Annotated in this window: 16 protein-coding genes; 4 read left to right on the top strand and 12 right to left on the bottom strand. The window is 65.1% G+C overall.

Annotation, left to right across the window (positions count from 1 at the left end; genetic code table 11):
- Nucleotides 1-179: 179 nt before the first annotated feature.
- The 3 genes from K289_RS0122985 to K289_RS0122975 form a co-directional block, all read right to left on the bottom strand.
- Nucleotides 180-2435 (bottom strand): CHASE3 domain-containing protein, encoded by a 2256-nt coding sequence (locus K289_RS0122985; RefSeq protein WP_027553690.1) that lies wholly within the window; start codon nucleotides 2433-2435, stop codon nucleotides 180-182.
- Nucleotides 2432-2854, bottom strand: a complete 423-nt coding sequence (locus K289_RS0122980) for a response regulator (RefSeq protein WP_027553689.1) — start codon at nucleotides 2852-2854, stop codon at nucleotides 2432-2434. The genes K289_RS0122985 and K289_RS0122980 overlap by 4 nt, the downstream gene beginning before the upstream one ends.
- A 219-nt stretch (nucleotides 2855-3073) precedes the next feature.
- Complete coding sequence (locus tag K289_RS0122975) at nucleotides 3074-3694, bottom strand: BA14K family protein (RefSeq protein WP_027553688.1); 621 nt, start codon at nucleotides 3692-3694, stop codon at nucleotides 3074-3076.
- 250 nt (nucleotides 3695-3944) lie between these two features.
- Between K289_RS0122975 and K289_RS0122970 the strand changes: the two genes are divergently transcribed.
- Nucleotides 3945-4352, top strand: a complete 408-nt coding sequence (locus K289_RS0122970; protein WP_027553687.1) for an NADH:ubiquinone oxidoreductase subunit NDUFA12 — start codon at nucleotides 3945-3947, stop codon at nucleotides 4350-4352.
- Nucleotides 4353-4708: 356 nt separating this feature from the next.
- Here K289_RS0122970 and K289_RS0122965 read toward each other — a convergent pair whose 3' ends face one another.
- Both K289_RS0122965 and K289_RS0122960 read right to left on the bottom strand, forming a co-directional pair.
- Nucleotides 4709-5428, bottom strand: a complete 720-nt coding sequence (locus tag K289_RS0122965) for a DUF899 family protein (protein ID WP_027553686.1) — start codon at nucleotides 5426-5428, stop codon at nucleotides 4709-4711.
- A gap of 86 nt (nucleotides 5429-5514) precedes the next feature.
- On the bottom strand, nucleotides 5515-6195 hold the full coding sequence (locus tag K289_RS0122960; protein WP_027553685.1) for a DJ-1/PfpI family protein: 681 nt from the start codon (nucleotides 6193-6195) through the stop codon (nucleotides 5515-5517).
- A 94-nt stretch (nucleotides 6196-6289) separates the two neighbouring features.
- Here K289_RS0122960 and K289_RS0122955 point away from each other — a divergent pair, with 94 nt between their 5' ends.
- Both K289_RS0122955 and K289_RS0122950 read left to right on the top strand, forming a co-directional pair.
- On the top strand, nucleotides 6290-7228 hold the full coding sequence (locus K289_RS0122955; protein WP_027553684.1) for a GlxA family transcriptional regulator: 939 nt from the start codon (nucleotides 6290-6292) through the stop codon (nucleotides 7226-7228).
- Nucleotides 7229-7394: 166 nt separating this feature from the next.
- Nucleotides 7395-8300, top strand: a complete 906-nt coding sequence (locus K289_RS0122950) for an alpha/beta fold hydrolase (protein WP_084788688.1) — start codon at nucleotides 7395-7397, stop codon at nucleotides 8298-8300.
- A 131-nt stretch (nucleotides 8301-8431) separates the two neighbouring features.
- Here K289_RS0122950 and K289_RS0122945 read toward each other — a convergent pair whose 3' ends face one another.
- The gene (locus tag K289_RS0122945; RefSeq protein ID WP_027553682.1) at nucleotides 8432-9439 is read right to left on the bottom strand and encodes a hypothetical protein; all 1008 of its coding nucleotides are present in this window, start codon (nucleotides 9437-9439) and stop codon (nucleotides 8432-8434) included.
- A gap of 15 nt (nucleotides 9440-9454) precedes the next feature.
- Nucleotides 9455-10402 carry an alpha/beta hydrolase gene (locus tag K289_RS0122940; protein WP_027553681.1) on the bottom strand — a complete coding sequence of 316 codons (948 nt, stop codon included), beginning with the start codon at nucleotides 10400-10402 and terminating at the stop codon, nucleotides 9455-9457.
- A 170-nt stretch (nucleotides 10403-10572) separates the two neighbouring features.
- Here K289_RS0122940 and K289_RS0122935 point away from each other — a divergent pair, with 170 nt between their 5' ends.
- Nucleotides 10573-11604 carry a DUF2155 domain-containing protein gene (locus K289_RS0122935; RefSeq protein ID WP_027553680.1) on the top strand — a complete coding sequence of 344 codons (1032 nt, stop codon included), beginning with the start codon at nucleotides 10573-10575 and terminating at the stop codon, nucleotides 11602-11604.
- Nucleotides 11605-11618: 14 nt separating this feature from the next.
- Here K289_RS0122935 and aat read toward each other — a convergent pair whose 3' ends face one another.
- The 5 genes from aat to accC form a co-directional block, all read right to left on the bottom strand.
- Nucleotides 11619-12299, bottom strand: a complete 681-nt coding sequence (gene aat, locus K289_RS0122930; RefSeq protein WP_027553679.1) for a leucyl/phenylalanyl-tRNA--protein transferase — start codon at nucleotides 12297-12299, stop codon at nucleotides 11619-11621.
- Nucleotides 12300-12350: 51 nt separating this feature from the next.
- Nucleotides 12351-13454 (bottom strand): sensor histidine kinase, encoded by a 1104-nt coding sequence (locus tag K289_RS0122925; protein WP_027553678.1) that lies wholly within the window; start codon nucleotides 13452-13454, stop codon nucleotides 12351-12353.
- A complete protein-coding gene (locus tag K289_RS0122920) occupies nucleotides 13451-13891 on the bottom strand; it encodes a response regulator (RefSeq protein ID WP_027553677.1) in 441 nt (146 codons plus the stop codon). The genes K289_RS0122925 and K289_RS0122920 overlap by 4 nt, the downstream gene beginning before the upstream one ends.
- Nucleotides 13888-15414 carry a CHASE3 domain-containing protein gene (locus K289_RS0122915; RefSeq protein WP_027553676.1) on the bottom strand — a complete coding sequence of 509 codons (1527 nt, stop codon included), beginning with the start codon at nucleotides 15412-15414 and terminating at the stop codon, nucleotides 13888-13890. The genes K289_RS0122920 and K289_RS0122915 overlap by 4 nt, the downstream gene beginning before the upstream one ends.
- Nucleotides 15415-15522: 108 nt before the next feature.
- The gene (accC, locus tag K289_RS0122910; RefSeq protein WP_027553675.1) at nucleotides 15523-16881 is read right to left on the bottom strand and encodes an acetyl-CoA carboxylase biotin carboxylase subunit; all 1359 of its coding nucleotides are present in this window, start codon (nucleotides 16879-16881) and stop codon (nucleotides 15523-15525) included.
- Nucleotides 16882-16930: the final 49 nt, after the last annotated feature.

Raw genomic sequence — 16930 nt, 5'->3', positions numbered from 1 at the left:
ACAGGTTCGATCGCGATCAAAGCGGCCATATTCATTGCTCTAGCGCGGTTCCGGAACACCTCAGGCGCAGATCCTGGCGAGCCACGGCGTATCGAGGAAAACCGGAACTCACATTCTGAGCCACTGCGCGCGACCTCATACGTGCGTGCGTGACAGCGGCGCGACTTCTTCAGTCCGCGCTAGACCCCCGCCGCGCCCCCGTGCAGCGCCAGCCGGATCATCTCGGCGAGCTGGTTGCGGCGGTAGGGTTTTGTCAGCAGCATCACGCCGTCGTCGAGCTTGCCCTGGTACACGATGGCGTCGTCGGTGTAGCCGGAGGTGTAGAGCACTTTCAGCCCCGGGCGGATCCTTGCCGCCTTCTCCGCAAGCTCGCGACCGCTGATGCCGCCGGGGATCACGACGTCGGTGAACAGCAGATCGAAGGCTTCGCCCGCCTCAATCAATTGCAGCGCGGCCTTACTGTCGGCGGCCGCGATGGTCCGGTAGCCGAGGCTCTGCAACTGCGCGGTGACGAAGTTGCGCACCAGCGTGTCATCCTCGACGACCAGAATGGTCTCGATGCCGCCCGTGGCTGCGGGTGCTGCGGGGACGGCTGCTTCAGTCGTTCCTTCGCCCGGCGGCAGATAGAGCTTGATCGTCGTGCCGTGGCCTTCCTCGCTGTAGATCTTGATGTGGCCGCCGGACTGCTTGACGAAGCCGTAGACCATGGAGAGGCCGAGGCCCGATCCCTTGCCGACCTCCTTGGTGGTGAAGAAGGGCTCGAACGCCTTCTCCTGCACGTCAGGCGGCATTCCGGTGCCGTTGTCGCTGACCGCGAGCATTACGTATTCGCCGGGGCGCACGTCCGCATTGGCGTGCGCATAGGCCGCGTCCAGCACGATCCGGTGGGTCTCGAGCAGGAGCTTGCCGCCGTTCGGCATGGCGTCGCGGGCGTTGATCGCCATGTTCAGCACGGCATTGGTGAGCCGGGACGGATCGATATGCGAGGTCATCGGTCCCTGTTCCAGAACGGTCTCGATCTGGATCTGCTCGCCGAGGGTCGGGCGCAGGAGCTTTGCGATATCGGTGATCGCGGCGTTGATCTCGACGTCGCGCGGCTTGAGCGGCTGCTTGCGCGCGAAGGCGAGCAGGTGCTGGATCAGGTCGGCGCAGCGCTCGGCGGCATCGTCGACCAGGCGCGCCACGCGCTGGAGCTCGGGCTGCTCCTTCAGGCTCGCCACCAGCGTCTCGATATTGCCGGAGATCACCGTCAGCATGTTGTTGAAGTCGTGCGCGACGCCGCCGGTGAGCTTGCCGATGGCATCCAGCTTCTGCGACTGGTGCAGCTGCCGTTCGGTCTCGCGAGAGGTGGTGGCGTCGTGATAGACCAGCACGGCGCCGGAGATATTGCCCTGGCCGTCACGCATCGGCCGGCCGCTGATCATGAGATGCCGGGGCGAATTGCCGCTGTGCGGGCGGACGATCATCTCCAGCTCTTCGAACGCATCGCCCCGCAGCACGCGCGTCGACGGCAGCTCCTCAGACTTGAGCGGCGTGACGCCGTCGCCATGGAAAACGTCGGACAGCGCCCCCAGGTTGCGCAGGTTCATGCCGGCGCGATGCAGCAGCATGCGCTCCGCGGCAGGATTGGACAAAAGGACGTCGCCATCATTGTCGATGACCAGCACTGCCTCGGCCATGCTGCGGAACGTGCTCTGTAGCACGTTGACGGAGAGGCGGAGCTCGTCATGCGCGGTAACGAGATGCTCGGTGCGCTCGGCGACGGCGGCCTCCAGCGCCTCCTTGGCGGCCTGCGTTTCGTGCAGCGAGCTCTGGAGCGCCACCTGGCTGCGCTGGGTCTCGCGCAGCAGAAGCCCGACGAGCAGCAGAATCAGCACGGCGCCGGCGATGTCGATGCCGAGCAGCACGATGCCGGTGCGGCGCGAATCCGAGGTGCGCGCGGCGAGCAGCTTGTCTTCCTGCGTGCTCAGGTGGTCGAGATTGGCGATCACCGTTTCCATGAGGCCGCGGCCCTCGGCCTTGCCCTGGAGCGCGGTGATGCCGGCGCCGTCATTCTCCGCGCGCAAGCGCATCGCTTCGGCCGCGATGTCGAGCCGGCGCCGGACCAGCGGCTCTGTGCCTTCGAGCAGTGCGATCTGATCCGGATTGTCGCGGACGGCGAGCTTGAGTTCGGCCAGCGCCGGCGCGATCTGTCTGCGCGCGGCCTGGAACTCGTCGCTGAACGCCTGGGTGCGATAGATCTCGTAGCCGCGCGCGGCGCTCTCGGCGTTGCGGATCTGGACGCGGAGGTCCGAGATCTTCTTCAAAACCCCGACGGTGTGATTGACCCAGGCGGCATCGGACCGTGACTTGACGTCCAGTCCGATCGAGGCGGCGGTGATGATCAGGAGGATTGCAAGTCCGGCACCGAGAATGACGCGCTGCGAGGGAATCAAGGGGCTTCTTTCTTGTCCTGCGGCGGTGCGCTCGCGCCTGGGCCGGCGAGGCATTCCCTGATCGTGGTCAACAGCGCGTCCGGCGTGAACGGCTTGCGCAGGCAGCGCATCGCGCCGAGCTCCAGCGCCATGCGCAGGAAATCGGGGGAGGGCGAGGCGGACGAGGCGAACGCATAACCGGACATCGCGATCAGCGGGATCGCCGGTGCGCGCTCATGAAAGATGCGGATGGATTCGAAGCCGCGCATGTGCGGCATGAAGATGTCGACCAGCATGACGTCGAACGTCTGCGCTTCGAGCGCAGCAAGCCCCGTTTCTCCGCCGTCAGTCAGCGTGACGTCGAAGCCCTGACGTTGGAGGAGGACCTCGATGGTCGCGCCGACCATCGGATCGTCATCAACCACGAGGATACGCGGCATGACTCTTCCCAGTAGATCGAAGTCCCCACAGCGGTTTTTGATATAAGAGAATCGTGCGCCGGGTCAATTTTGGATTGGATCAGGGGAGATATGCACGGTGGGGTGATTAAAGGTCCGTTGCAACAGTGCGTACAAGACCTCGCCGGTGCACGCGATGCGCGCGAAAAGGGCGTCGCATTGCTGCGACGCCCTTTTCGGATTCAGGCGATGTTGATGCGCTTACGGGCAGGGATGACGTAGACCGTCGTATCCCAGATAAGTGCCGGACGCCGGGTCGTAGGACCGGTAGCGCTGCGCGCAATAGGCGGCCGAATCGCCGCCAGTGTCGGGCACCACGGCCACGGACGGACCCTCGTCGTAATAGGAGTCACCATAGTAGTAGGGATCATCGTAGTACGGGCCGCCGTAATAGGCGTATGAGCCCAGCGCGCCGATCGCAGCACCTGCCGCGAAGCCCGGGAAGAAGCCGCCGCGATGATGCCGGAAGCCACCGTGCCAATTACCAGCACCGCCGCGCCAGTTGTTGCCTACGGCTGCGAAGCTGCGGCCGCCGCCAGCGCTGACGGACGGCGCGGCACCGACGCTCGGACGCATCGCGGCACCGGCTGCGAAATTGCCGCCGCCACCGCCGATCCGTGCTCCACCGCCGAAGCCTCCGCCACCGAAGTGAGCGCCGCCGAAGTGGCCGCCGCCACCGCCAAAGTGACCGCCGCCACCGAAGTGACCGCCGCCACCACCGAAGTGTCCTCCACCACCGCGCGCAAAGCTTGCGGTCGGTGTGACCATCGGCAGGACCAACGCCAGCGCTGCGACGGCGCCTAAAACTTTCAGACTTTTCATGTTCTTCAACTCCTTTTCCAGGGAGCAAACCCCGTTGACAGGGCTGTGGTTCCGGGGATCACGCCGGTTTGCGTGCGAACAGAGAACTCTCATGCGGTCGCAATATCCGGCACGAACGGTTCGCGTCTGATTTGCGGCGCCCTTCCGTGCCGACACTACGGCGTTTGCGGGGGGCGCGGCCGCGCCCTGCCGACTGGACATTTTGCCGTCCGGATGGCATCAGGGCGCCACGAAGCAGGGCCCTTGCCGCATGAAACAGTTCTTCCTCAAGCTCTTCACCTGGTGGAATGGCCAGACCTTTGGCACCCAGCTCTGGACCTGGCGGTTCGGGGAGCTGGTCGGCCAGGACGAGCAGGGCAACCGCTATTATCGCACCCGCGGCGGCGCGATCGATCCGACGCTCGGATTCGAGCGGCGTTGGGTGATCTTTAACGGCAATGCTGAGGCGAGCCGCATACCGCCGGCCTGGCACGGCTGGATGCATCACGTCATCGACGTGCCGCCGACCGAGATCAACTACCAGCCGCGCGAGTGGGAAAAGCCGCACCAGCCGAATCTGACCGGCACGCCCAGGGCCTACCGGCCCTCCGGTTCGACGCTCGCCAGCGGCAAGCGGCCGAAGGCGACCGGCGACTACCAGCCCTGGACGCCCGGCTAACCGGTCAGCCTCTTCCATCACTGCGATTGGATGCATCCGCATCCGCCGCACGCCGCTGTGGACAACGGGAACAGCGGGGACGCCGCTTGCGCGCCCGTTGCGCTGACGCGAGCGATAGGGCTCAATGAAGCCATCTTACGGAGATGGGAGACCATCGCGTTCGGTTCGGGCAACAGCTCGCGACTGTCCCGATATGCAGCGGCCGCCGACCAGGACTCGATCGGGAGATAGGCCCCCGGTCTGGAAGTTCCGAAATCGCCCGATGGAATGTGCAGCCGCCGTAAGAAAGGAGAGGCCGCTTGGGAAACCAAGCGGCCTTTTTCTTTGATCGCGTTGTGCCAGCGCGCTTGCGTGCTTCAGTCGTAGCGCACCTTCGGGAAGAAGTCGCCGCGTCCCGCAGGCGTCATGTCGAGCAGGCCCCAGAGCGGGTCGACCAGATCGCCTGCGCGATGATGCTGTTTCGGCGCGGGCGGCGCAAAGCTCATCTCTGAGCCCCAGAAGTGTCTGATCTTGCCGTTGGCTTTCTTGAAGACGTTGAAGATCGTCTCGTCCCAGTTCTCGCCGTCGGGAACGTGGTGCTGCGTGCGCATCCCCTTCGAGAATTTTGACGTGTCGCCGAAATAATCTGCGTCGTAGCTGTTGGCGGCGGTGGATAGCAGCGACAGATGCTCCCAGCCGCGCTGATGGGCCCAGGCGGCCAGCCGCGCGATCGGCGATTTGGCGACGATGTGAAAGGCGGCGCGCTTGCCGATATGCCGGGCGGCGCCGTCGAGCCCGTCGAGCAGATGGGTGCAGCCGGGGCACGGCAGCTCGCGTTCCGGCCCATACATGAAGCTATAGAGGATCAGCGTGTCGTGTGGACCGAACAGTTCCGACATCCGGACCTGTTCCGGCATGCTCGTTTTGCCGATGCGCTCGAAAATGTAGTCCTGCTGGACTTCGCCGCCGAGCGGCAACGCGCGTCGCTTTGCAGCGACGGATTCAATCTGTGCCCGAAGGGCGATCTCCTCATCCAGCAGCGCGTTTCGCGCGGCGCGATACTCAGTGCTTTCGTTGGGGTAGTGGAGATGCTCCATGATCACTCTCCCGGACGTTGTGGGTTTTGTGCGGGCTTAACTCGTCTGCCAAAACCCCAGTTCCGCTCCAGCATGGAATGCCTAGATCACCCGTGGGCCGCGCGCCCGACCGCCTCGAGGCGGCGGACCTGGTTCGGCGCGATGCGCTCCTTGACCAGGGCGAGGACCTCGGCCGGTGCTGTTTCCGGCGAGCCGGAACTGAACGGCGGGGCCGGATTGTATTCGAGCCGGAGCTGAATCGCTTCCGCCATGGTGCGATCGACCAGTATCGACACCAGCGTCAGCGCAAAATCGATGCCTGCGGTGACGCCGCCGCCAGTGATGCGATTGCGGTCGACGCAGACGCGCGTCTTTGTCGGCGTCGCGCCAAACTGCCTAAGGAACTCCATCGCGCTCCAATGCGTGGCGGCGCGGTAGCCCCTCAAAAGGCCGGCGGCACCCAGCACCAGTGATCCTGTGCAGACCGAAGTCACGTACTTCGCACCTTCGGCCTGCTCGCGCAGAAAATCGAGCGCCTCCGTATCGTTGACCAGATCGTCCGTTCCGCCACCGCCGGGCACGCAGATCACGTCGAGTTGCGGGCAATCGGCGAAGGTCGTGGTCGGCGTCAGCGTGAGGATGGAGTCGCTCGGCACCGGTTCGATGCGCTTCCAGATCAGGTGCAACTTCGCGCCGGGTACAGCGGAGAACACCTGCAAGGGACCCGTGAAGTCCAGTTGGGTGACCCGCGGAAATACCAAGAGTCCGATCTGAAGCGGCGACGACATCGAAGACCTCCTCGAAAATCAACTTGACGACGACAGCGTGGCATGGTGCCCTTTCGTCTGAAATGGCATATTTCCCTCATTTTCGGACGAGGCCATGATCGGCATTCTGATCTTCCCGGATTTCCAGTTGCTCGATGCGGCGGGTCCCATTTCGGCTTTCGAAATTGGCGCGCGTTATTCGGGCAAGCCGCTCGCGATCCGGGTGCTGGCGGTCAAGGCGGGGCCGGTGCGCAGCTCGTCCGGCGTGGAAATGGTCGCGCGCGATTTCAAATCGGCGAATGCAATCACGACGCTCGTGGTTGCGGGCGGCGAGGGTGTGGCAGCGGCGGCGCGATGCCCAATTACCCTGGCCTTCGTGCAGCGACTGGCGCGGCGCGGCGTGCGGGTCGCCAGCGTCTGCTCGGGCGCCTATGTGCTCGCCGAAGCCGGACTGCTCGACGGTCGTCGCGCTACCACGCATTGGGGACGGACGCGCGACTTCGTCGCGCGCTATCCGAAGGTGAAGTTCGAGCCTGACCAGATATTCACCCGGGACGGCAATGTGTGGACGTCGGCCGGCATCAGCGCCGGCATCGACCTTGCGCTGGCGATGGTCACCGAGGATCACGGCGAGGAGATCGCGCAAGCGACCGCGCGCCAGCTCGTGCTCTACCACCGCCGCAGCGGCGGTCAGTCGCAATTCTCCTCGCTGCTGGAATTGAAGACGCCGAACGGCCGGTTCGGCGGGTTGTTGTCATGGGCGCGCGAAAATCTCGACTCGCCCCTGACGGTGGAAGATCTCGCCGACCGCGCCGGCATGAGCGCGCGGCATTTTGCCCGCGCGTTCGCCGCCGAGACCGGCACGACGCCATCCAAGGCAATCGAGCGGCTGCGGGTCGAGGTCGCGCGCGAGCGTGTGCAGTCCTCGCGCGAGGCGATCGAGCTCGTCGCGGAGGCGACCGGTTTTCGCGATCCCGAGCGGATGCGGCGCGCCTTCATCCGCGCCTTCGGCCAGCCCCCGCAGGCGCTGCGGCGCGCGGCGCGGGCGGGCTAAGTCGCGCACTCCTAGAGGCGCAGACGTCAGCTTCTGACGGGCAAGCGGAAATCTTGCGATCAGTTAGAGCATTTCTGCTCGTGACCCCACAGGAGACAATCGCGCTCAGATCGTATAAGTTGTTAGGAAAGATAGTACACCTCCCATTCGTCATCATGGGGTCGCAATGTCTATTGGAAAAGCCATTTGCTCTGTGGTGTTGGGTTTGATCGCCTCTGGTCTCAGCACCTTGACCATCGCCGAGGAAGTTAAGCGAATTTCTGTCAACGGATATGAATTTGCCTACGTCGACGCTGGGCAGGGCGAGCCCGTAATATTCGTTCACGGTGGTTTGCAAGACTACCGAATGTGGAGCGAACAACTTCCAAAATTCGCGACACGATATCGCGCAATAGCATACAGTCGCCGGAACAATTATCCGAACGAAGTAAGTCCGGACGGGACACCAGATAGCGCCGCCCCCGATGTGCACGGTGAAGATCTCGCGGGCCTCTTGCGCGCTCTGGGGTACTCAAAGGCCCGGATCATAGCGCATTCATCCGGAGCGTACGCAGCTCTTTTCTTCGCCGCGAAACATCCGGACATGGTCGTCAGTCTCGCGCTCAATGAACCTCCGGCGTTGGGTCTATTGAATGGTCTGCCAGATACTGGCGACATGCTGAAAGCATGGGTCGCAAATATGGCGCCCGCCAGAGAAGCTCTTGGAATGGGCGACATACAGCGGGGGATTCCCATGATCGTAGATGCCATTGGAGGCCCGGGGGCCTACGAACACCGTTCCGACGCTCAAAGGAAAATGAACTTGGACAATGTTGCATCATTTCAGGCGGATGCAACAACCAAGCGGCCAAGGCCGGTCTTTACCTGCGACATGGCCAAAGCGATCACGGCTCCCACGCTCTTGTCCAACGGCGAGCGAAGCCCGCGCCTGTTTCACCGAGTCGTGGATCAATTAGAGCTTTGCTTGCCGAACCGCGAAAGGATCGAAATCGCTGCGAGCTCACATACCGTTTCATGGGAGAATCCCGGCGCCTACGATCAAGCTATCCTTTCCTTCATGGAGAAGCATTAGCAGCAAGACTGGCACGTCGGCTTCTGGCCCGACTCGGACCTCCGGTGAGGGTCCGCTTTTTGCGCCGCCATCAGGGGCACAGCGGACCTCATCAACGCCTGACTGCGGCGCGGAGTTTTGAGTGCGTGCCCCTAGGTCGTGCTGCCCGCGGCGGCAGCGTCGGACGTCCGTACGCGCGCCATCAGGCGGCGTGCGATCGGCGTCAGCATGTAGGGCGCGAGGTGGATCGGAAACTGGGTGAGCGCGAAATAGAGCCAGGTCGTCGGCGGCAGCGCGCCCGCGGTCGCGGCCAGCATCAGCCCCAGATTGCGCTGTGATACCATCAGCCCGAGCGCCAGCGCGCGCTCATAGCCGACGCGGCGGAACAGCAGCGTCGTGACCGCCAGCAGGGTGAAATAGACAGCAAAGGCCATCAGCGCGACGCCGATGGTGAAGACCGGATCGGTCACGAGGTCGCTTGCCACATCGCCCATCACCGCCGACGCAAACACCAGCAGGATGATGATGTTGATGCCGTCGATCGGCCGCCTGTGGCGCTGGATCGCGTCCGCGCCGACGACGCGGCGGATGATGGTTGCGGCGAGCAGCGATCCCGCGAGCAGGCCGAGCAGCTTCAGGCCGAGCGTGAGCGGCGTGATGCTGAGGCTGCCGCCCAGGAACAGGCTCGCGAACAGTGAGGCGGTGAACGGAACGAGCGCGGTCGAGGTCACCAGCGTCACCAGCACCAGCGTGGCATCGAGCCCGATCATTGCGGCGAGCGCGGGCGAGGCCATCATCGGCGAGGCCATGCCTTGCAGCATCAGTGCGAGGAAGAGGCCGGGCGAGCGGCCGTCGAACCCGGTCGACCAGGCGATCAGCCCGACGATCATGGGCACGCCGATCGTGGTCCAGGCGGTGGCGGCCGCGACCAGCCCGGGTCGGCGCAGATGGCCGTAGAGCGCAGCCAGATCGACGCGCATGAAGGAGATGCAGAGCAGGCAGAAGATCGCCTCGGTGACGTAGGGCCGCAGCAGCGCCCCGATCGGCGGCACCGCAACCGCGATGAACACCAGCGCCGCCACCGCGCGCGTGCCCTGGTCGCCAAGCCATGTGAGCCCGCGCACGGGAACGGCGATGATGGTTCGGGGAAACCAAGGCATTCGATCTCAGCCTCGTTAGCCCAACCCCTTCAGCCACGCTCCGATTTCGCTCGCGGCGACATTGGCTTGCTTGAGCAGCTTGCCCATGGTGAAGAAGCCGTGGAACTGACCTGGAAAGTGCCTGTAGGTGACGCTCACGCCGGCCTGTTTTAGACGCTCGGCATAGTCTGCGCCTTCATCGCGCAGCGGATCGGCGCCGGCGGTGAGCACATAGGCCGGCGGCAGGCCGAGATGCGTCGCGGCGCGGACCGGCGAGGCGCGCCAGTCCGCAGCGTCGGCGGCGCCGCTCAGATAATGGTCGCAGAACCAGCGGATCACCGAATGCGTGAGCAGCACGCTGGTCTCGGGCTCGCTGTGGGAGCCGTGCGTCATGGCGAAATCGACCGCCGGATAGATCAGGACCTGGCCGGCGATCGCGGGGCCGTTGCCATCGCGCGCGGCGAGGGCGACGACGGCTGCGAGATTGCCGCCGGCGCTGTCGCCGCCGACCGAGAGGCGCGCGGCGTCGATGCCGAGCGCGCGCGCATTGGCTGCGACCCATTGGGTCGCGGCGATCGCATCATCGATGGCGGCGGGAAACTTGTGCTCAGGCGCGAGGCGGTAGTCGACCGAGATCACGATCAGCGCGCCCTCGACCGCGAGCTTGCGGCAGGCGACGTCATGGGTCTCGAGATCCCCGACGACCCAGCCGCCGCCATGGAAGAACACCAGCGCGGGCGACAACCCGTCGCGCTGCCGTAGTTCCTTGGGCACGTAGATGCGCGCCGGGATCGTGCCGTGGGGCGCCACGATCGCCAGCGGCGCGATGCGCGCCAGCTCGGGTGGTTCCGGATTGGTGGCAAAGCGCGCCTGCAAGTAATAGGCGCGTGCTTCCGGTGCGGTCAGGGTCTCGTAAGGCGGGCGGCCGGCCTCCTGGAACGCCTTGTAGACGGCGGCGGCATCGGGATCGAGCACAACGGGCATAACGGGTCTTGTCCTGCTCCAGCTGGCCGGAGACGCCTGAATCTGGTCGACTATTCCATCCCGGGACGGCTCTGGCCAGCCGGCGGCGGGCAGGGCAGGGATGCCGCCCTTTCCCCGCCCTATTTGGCGTGTTAACCCGATGGCCTGCGAGCGGCGGTATCCCCTGTAGAATGTCCAACAAGCCCGATTCGCTGTTGAAGCCGCGCGAGATGTTTCGAACCCTTACCCTGACAGGTCTTGCGGCACTGCTGGCCGCCACCGCCATGACGGTTGCGACGCCCGCGCAGGCGCAGATCGGCACGATCTTCTCCGACCCGCCGCCGCGGCCGCCGGGCAGCATTCCGCGTGGCCAGCCGCAGCCGCAGATGCCTGACGACGACGAGGAGGTGCCGGAGCTGCCGCCGCAGGGCCGCGTGCTGCCGTCGCGTCCGATGCCGCGCCAGAGCAATCCTCAAGGCAATATCCAGGGCAACGCCCTGCCGGGGCCGGTCGAGACCCAGCCCCTGGCGCCGCCGCCGGGTACCGTTGTCGCCCCGCAGAACCAGCCGCCCTCCGTGGCGGTGGCCCCGCCCAATCCGCAAGCTGCGCCGCAGCCGGGCCAGCGCCAGCCGCAGCAGAAGGGCGGCGTGCCGCAGACGCCGGCGAGCCTCCAGCCGGGCGACGAGGTCGTCACCGAGCCGCCGGCGCAGAAGATCGTCAACAAGAAGGCCACCTTCTCGGGCCTGGACAAGATCACCGGACGCATCATCAATTTCGACGAGGATATCGGCGAGACCGTGCAGTTCGGCGCGCTGCGGGTCAAAACCGACGCCTGCTACACGCGGCCGGCGACGGAAGCCGCCAACACCGACGCCTTTGTCGAGGTCGACGAGATCACCTTGCAGGGCGAGGTGAAGCGGATCTTCTCGGGCTGGATGTTTGCCGCAAGCCCCGGTCTCCACGGCGTTGAGCATCCGATCTACGACATCTGGCTGACCGACTGCAAAGAGCCGCAGCAGACGATCGCAACCGCAGCGCCGGATCCCGCCGCGGCAAAGCCGCCGCCACCCCCGCCGCCCGCGCAGAAGAAGGCCGCACCCAAGCAGGCCGTGCAGCAGCAGCGCCCGCCGCAGCCATTGCCGCCGCCACCGCAGCAGACACAGCCGGCTCCGCCACCGCCGCCGCAACCGGGCCTTTTCAATTTCCCGGGCTTTAGCCGCTAAGCCAAATCGTCTGATTATTGCCGTGTCGCGATGATCTCGAGCGCGCGTGCGCCCGGGATCGCGTCACCGGCGGTCAGCTTCAGGAAATCGGCGGGCTCGTCGGCAAGCGCCTTGTCGAGCAGGCCGGTGTAGCGCCGCCGCGAAATCTCCACCGCGCCAAAGCTCTTCAGATGCTCGGTGACATATTGCGTGTCGAGCAGCTCGAAGCCGCCGTGGATGAGACGCGCGACCAGATGCACCAACGCCACCTTGGAGGCGTCGCGCGCGGTATGGAACATGCTCTCGCCGAAGAAGGCGCGCCCGAGGCTGACGCCGTAGAGGCCGCCGACGAGGTCGTCGCCCTGCCAGACCTCGACGCTGTGGCAATGGCCGAGCTCGTGCAGGCCGCCATAGAGATCGCGGATGCGCTTGTTGATCCAGGTGTCCTCGCGCCCGGTCTGCGGCGCGGCGCAGCCGGCGATGGTTGCCTTGAACGCGGTGTTGACGGTGACGCGAAACGCGTCCGAACGCACGGTGCGTGCGAGACGCGAGGCGACGCGGAATCCCTCGAGCGGAATGACGCCGCGCATTTCCGGCTCGACCCAGAACAAGGTCGGATCGTCGGCGCTCTCGGCCATCGGAAAGATGCCGCAGGCATAGGCGCGCAGCAGCACAGCCGGCGTGATTTCAGACGAGGCGGATTCGCGCGAGGTCATGGCCTGCCGACAATAGCAGGATCGCGACGGGCTTGCGATGGGTGGCGCGGATCAACTCGCTGCGGCGTTGCTGGCCTTGCCGGGCGCCGCGGCGGTGCGGCCGAATTTCAGCACGATGCGGGTTCCGGCATGGTCGGGATCGCGCTCCACGGAGGCATCGAGCTTGGAGGCCATCGCGGCGACGATGCGCTGGCCCATCCCGGTCGAGCGCGGATCGGCTTTGGCATTGTCGCCGACGCCGTTGTCGGCGATCGACAGCAGGAGGTCCTCGCCTTTCGAGGTCAGCTCGACATGGATAGGGCCGGCACCGTCCGGATAGGCGTATTTCACCGCGTTCATCACCAGCTCATTGACGATGATGCCGACGGCGACCGCGCGGTCCGGATCGATCTCGATCGGCTCCGCCTTCAGCGTTAACCGCGACATCCGGTTACCTTCGGCCGATCGACGCAAATCCTCGAGCAGGGATTCGAGATACTGGTTCAGGATCACGCTCTTGAGATCCTGCGAGGTGTAGAGGCGGCGGTGCACCTGCGCGACCGCGGCGACGCGGCCCATCGCGTTGGTCAGGGCAGCCTTGACCTCTTCCTGCGCGGCGGAACTCGCCTGCAGGTGCAGCAGCGAGGCGATGATCTGGAGCGAGTTACCGACGCGGTGATTGACCTCGCGCAGCAGCAGCTCGCGCTCGGCGGCAAGCGCAGCGTAGCGGTCGCGCGAGGCATGGACCTCGGCTTCGGCTTCCTCGCGCGCCTTCTGCATCTCGGCCTGGCGCAGCGCGCCATCGGCCGCGACATGCAGCAGCGGGATGAAGTCGCCCTTGACGTCCTTGACCAGATAGTCGGCCGCGCCCGCCTTCAGCGCGGTGACTGCGATGCTGGAATCCTGCGAGGCGGTGACGAACACCACCGGCGGGGCATCCGGGATCGCCATGATCTGCTCGAGCGTCTCCAGCCCGTCGAGTCCCGGCATGTACTGGTCGAGCGCCACGACATCGATAGAGCCGTCAGCACCCGCGCGGCGAATGCGCTCGAGGCCTTCCTCGCCGCTCGCGGCAAGAACGACCTTGTAGCCGCGGCGCGTGAGCCCGCGCTCGACGAGGCGCGCCAACGCGTCGTCGTCGTCGATATAGAGCAGTGTCGGGGTTCTCTGGTTCATGTGGCGGCGGGCGGGACCTGGATGACCGAGAAAAACAGGCCGAGCTGCCGGATGGCGTTGGCGAAGTTCTCGTAGTTGACGGGCTTGGTGATGTAGACGTTGCAGCCGAGCTCGTAGCAGCGCTTGATTTCCTGGGAGTCGTCGGTGGTGGTCAGCACCACCACGGGCGACGCCTTCAGATACTTGTTCTCCTTGATCTGCTTCAGGATGTCGATGCCGGTCATGTCGGGCAGGTTGAGGTCGAGCAGGATCAGAAGGGCGTTGCCCTTCTGCTTGAGTCCGGTGCCGTCGGCGCCGAACAGATGCATCATGGCATCGGTGCCGTTGCCGAACGCGATGATCTCGTTGTTGACCCCGGATCGACGGATGTTGCGCTCGATCAGGCGCGCATGTCCCTCGTCGTCCTCGATCATGATGATGGTGACAGGCTGGGTCATTGATCGGTCTTCCGATTGCTGGCGTTCCAATTCATTGGCAGCGTGATCGTGAATGTACTGCCCGCATTCAGTTCCGACGATACCGACATCGTACCACCGAGACGGCGCACAAGTGCACGCACATGCGCAAGGCCGATACCCTGGCCGGGCTTGTCCTGGGTTCCCGCGCGGCGGAACAGGTCGAAAATCCGCTGGTGATCCCTTGGATCGATGCCGCGGCCGTTGTCGCTGAGCTCGAAAATAGCGTACCCGAGCTTGGTGCGCCCCCGGATTCTGATCTCTCCGGGCACGCCGCTCTTCAGGTACTTGATCGCGTTGTCGATCAGGTTGGAGAAGATCTGCTCGAGCGCAAGGCGATCGCTGACGACGTCCGGCAGGGGTTCGACATGGATCTCAGCCTGCGCTTCGGCTGCCTGATGTGCCAGCGTCGATACGATGGCCTCGATCAATTCGCGCGTGTCGATCCTCTCGGGCTGGAATTCGCGGCGGCCCTCGCGGGTGAGGTTGAGGATCGCCGAGATCAGCCGGTCCATCTTGGCGATCGAGGACTTGATGAAGCCGAGCGCCTCGGAGAAGTCCTCCGAGAGCTGCTTGTCGGGGCCTTCGAGCGGGATATTGCCGGCGGCGCCGGGCACGAGCTGCGGACCGTCGGCCGGGACATGGGTGAGGCCACTGACGCGGCGGAAAATGTCGCCGCCAAGCTCTTCGAGCTCGCTGGTGAAGCCCATGATGTTGACGAGCGGCGAGCGCAGATCGTGGCTGACGATATAGGCAAAGCGCTGGATCTCGTTGTTGGCTTCGCGCAGGTCCGCGGTGCGTTCATCGACGATGGTCTCGAGGTTGACGTTCGCGTCGCGCAGGCGCGCCTCGGCCTCATCGCGGCTCCGCGCCGAGCGCCGCACCAGCCAGATCGAGATCAGCACCAACACCACCACCAGGCCGGAGCCGATGCCGGTCATCGACGCCGCCAGCGTCTGGCTGTGGTCGGCATTGACCGAGCGGAGGTAGAACAGGCGCTCCTCTTCCCGGATCATCGTGCTCGCGACGCTGCTGATCGTGGTCGTGGTGTCGGCGGGCGCGGCCTCGCGGACCAGCGCCGTGGCCTTCTCCGGCTGGCCCTGCCGGACGAACTCCATCTCGCGCGCGAACTGATCTAGCCGGGTCTCGATCGCGACGCTCAGCTTCTCGATCTTGTCGCGTTGCGCGGGATTGTCCGTGCTCAGGCGCGTGAGCCTGTCGAGCGCGGGAATGATGGCGGCCACCGCCTTGTCATGGTCGATCTTGAAATCAGCCCCCTGGGTCAGGAGGTAGCCGCGGGCGCCGCTCTCGGCGCGGCGGACCTCGAGCAGGAGCGCGTTGACCTGGTTCTCCACCTCGATGGTGTGGAGCACCCATTTGTTGTCGCTGCGGGCCTTGTTGACCAGATAAACCGAGCCGGCGCTGATCACGGTCAGCACCAACAGGCCCGCGCTGAACAGCAGGATCTGCCAGAATGCGCGCCGCCGCTGCGCCTCAACCCTCACGACGGTCTCGCCTGATACACGACAACGGAGTCCAAGGAGCCCCCTTCGAGCAGTCCCCAGTTGCTCAAAACGCCCGTGAAGGCAAAGGGTTCCCGAGGAGGTGGGAGATTATTTGGCGGCGGGTTCCGTCTGGCCGGCCAGGTACTGTTCCAGCCAGTGGATATGATAGTCGCCGTCAATGATGGCGGGCTCCCGGACCAGAGCGCGGAACAGGGGCAAGGTGGTCTCGATGCCCTCGACCACCATCTCGTCCAGTGCCCGGCGTAGCCGCATCAGGCACTCGCCGCGGGTCTTGCCGTGGACGATCAACTTGCCGACCAGGGAATCGTAATAAGGCGGGATCGTGTAGCCCTGATAGACCGCCGAATCGATCCGCACGCCGAGCCCGCCGGGCGGGTGATATTGCTGGATGCGGCCGGGCGAAGGCCGGAAGGTCTGAGGGTTCTCCGCGTTGATGCGGCACTCGATGGCATGGCCGATGATCTGGACTTCGTCCTGCCGCGCCGGCAGGTCGCCGCCGGCAGCGATGCGGATCTGCTCCAGCACGAGGTCGATGTCGGTGATGCTCTCGGTGACGGGATGCTCGACCTGGATACGGGTGTTCATCTCGATGAAGTAGAACTCACCGTCCTCGTAGAGGAACTCGATGGTGCCGACGCCAAGATATTTCATCTCGCGCATCGCCTTGGCGCAGGTCTCGCCGATCTTGGCGCGCGCGGCTGCGGAGAGCACCGGCGAGGGGCCTTCTTCCCAGACCTTCTGGTGACGGCGCTGCAGCGAGCAGTCGCGTTCGCCGAGGTGAATCGCGCCGCCGCGGCCGTCGCCGAGGATCTGGATTTCGATGTGGCGCGGCTTCTGCAGATATTTTTCGAGGTAAACGGACGCATCGCCGAAGGCGGACTTGGCTTCGTTGGCTGCCGTCGACAGTGCCACTTGCAAGTCGGCCTCGCTGTGCGCGACCTTCATGCCGCGGCCACCGCCGCCGGCAGCGGCCTTCACCAGCACTGGGAAGCCGATCTTCCTTGCGATCGCCAACGCGTCGTCGTCGGGGCCGACTGCGCCGTCGGAGCCGGGCACCACGGGGATGCCGAGCCGCTTGGCGGTCTTCTTGGCCTCGATCTTGTCGCCCATCAGGCGGATGTGCTCGGCCTTGGGACCGATGAAATGCAGATTGTGCTCGGAGAGGATTTCCGCGAAGCGCGCGTTCTCCGACAGGAAGCCGTAGCCGGGATGGACGGCGTCGGCGCCGGTGATCTCGCAGGCCGCGAGCAGGTTGGGGATGTTGAGATAGCTGTCCTTCGAGGGCGGCGGCCCGATGCACACGCTCTCGTCCGACAGGCGCACATGCATGGCATCGGCATCGGCGGTGGAGTGTACGGCAACGGTCGCGATGCCGAGCTCCTTGCAGGCTCGCAAGATGCGAAGGGCGATCTCGCCGCGATTGGCTATGAGGATCTTGTCGAACATGGCGCCTCAGCGGGCGAATAGCGAGTAGCGAAAGGTGAATGGTGAGACA

The sequence above is a fragment of the Bradyrhizobium sp. Cp5.3 genome (genome assembly GCF_000426265.1).
Classification (GTDB): Bacteria; Pseudomonadota; Alphaproteobacteria; order Rhizobiales; family Xanthobacteraceae; genus Bradyrhizobium; species Bradyrhizobium neotropicale.
The sequence above is the reverse complement of the archived record's forward strand: the minus strand, read 5'-3'. Positions and strand labels throughout refer to the sequence as shown.

Excerpts from the sequence above, each read along its gene's own strand:
- aat (WP_027553679.1), bottom strand. The coding sequence starts at position 12,299 with ATGACCTCGCGCGAATCCGCCTCGTCTGAAATCACGCCGGCTGTGCTG.
- K289_RS0122965 (WP_027553686.1), bottom strand. The coding sequence starts at position 5,428 with ATGGAGCATCTCCACTACCCCAACGAAAGCACTGAGTATCGCGCCGCG.
- K289_RS0122935 (WP_027553680.1), top strand. The coding sequence starts at position 10,573 with ATGTCCAACAAGCCCGATTCGCTGTTGAAGCCGCGCGAGATGTTTCGA.
- K289_RS0122970 (WP_027553687.1), top strand. The coding sequence starts at position 3,945 with ATGAAACAGTTCTTCCTCAAGCTCTTCACCTGGTGGAATGGCCAGACC.
- K289_RS0122975 (WP_027553688.1), bottom strand. The coding sequence starts at position 3,694 with ATGAAAAGTCTGAAAGTTTTAGGCGCCGTCGCAGCGCTGGCGTTGGTC.
- K289_RS0122960 (WP_027553685.1), bottom strand. The coding sequence starts at position 6,195 with ATGTCGTCGCCGCTTCAGATCGGACTCTTGGTATTTCCGCGGGTCACC.
- K289_RS0122945 (WP_027553682.1), bottom strand. The coding sequence starts at position 9,439 with ATGCCTTGGTTTCCCCGAACCATCATCGCCGTTCCCGTGCGCGGGCTC.
- accC (WP_027553675.1), bottom strand. The coding sequence starts at position 16,881 with ATGTTCGACAAGATCCTCATAGCCAATCGCGGCGAGATCGCCCTTCGC.
- K289_RS0122920 (WP_027553677.1), bottom strand. The coding sequence starts at position 13,891 with ATGACCCAGCCTGTCACCATCATCATGATCGAGGACGACGAGGGACAT.
- K289_RS0122950 (WP_084788688.1), top strand. The coding sequence starts at position 7,395 with ATGTCTATTGGAAAAGCCATTTGCTCTGTGGTGTTGGGTTTGATCGCC.
- K289_RS0122925 (WP_027553678.1), bottom strand. The coding sequence starts at position 13,454 with ATGAACCAGAGAACCCCGACACTGCTCTATATCGACGACGACGACGCG.
- K289_RS0122955 (WP_027553684.1), top strand. The coding sequence starts at position 6,290 with ATGATCGGCATTCTGATCTTCCCGGATTTCCAGTTGCTCGATGCGGCG.
- K289_RS0122940 (WP_027553681.1), bottom strand. The coding sequence starts at position 10,402 with ATGCCCGTTGTGCTCGATCCCGATGCCGCCGCCGTCTACAAGGCGTTC.
- K289_RS0122980 (WP_027553689.1), bottom strand. The coding sequence starts at position 2,854 with ATGCCGCGTATCCTCGTGGTTGATGACGATCCGATGGTCGGCGCGACC.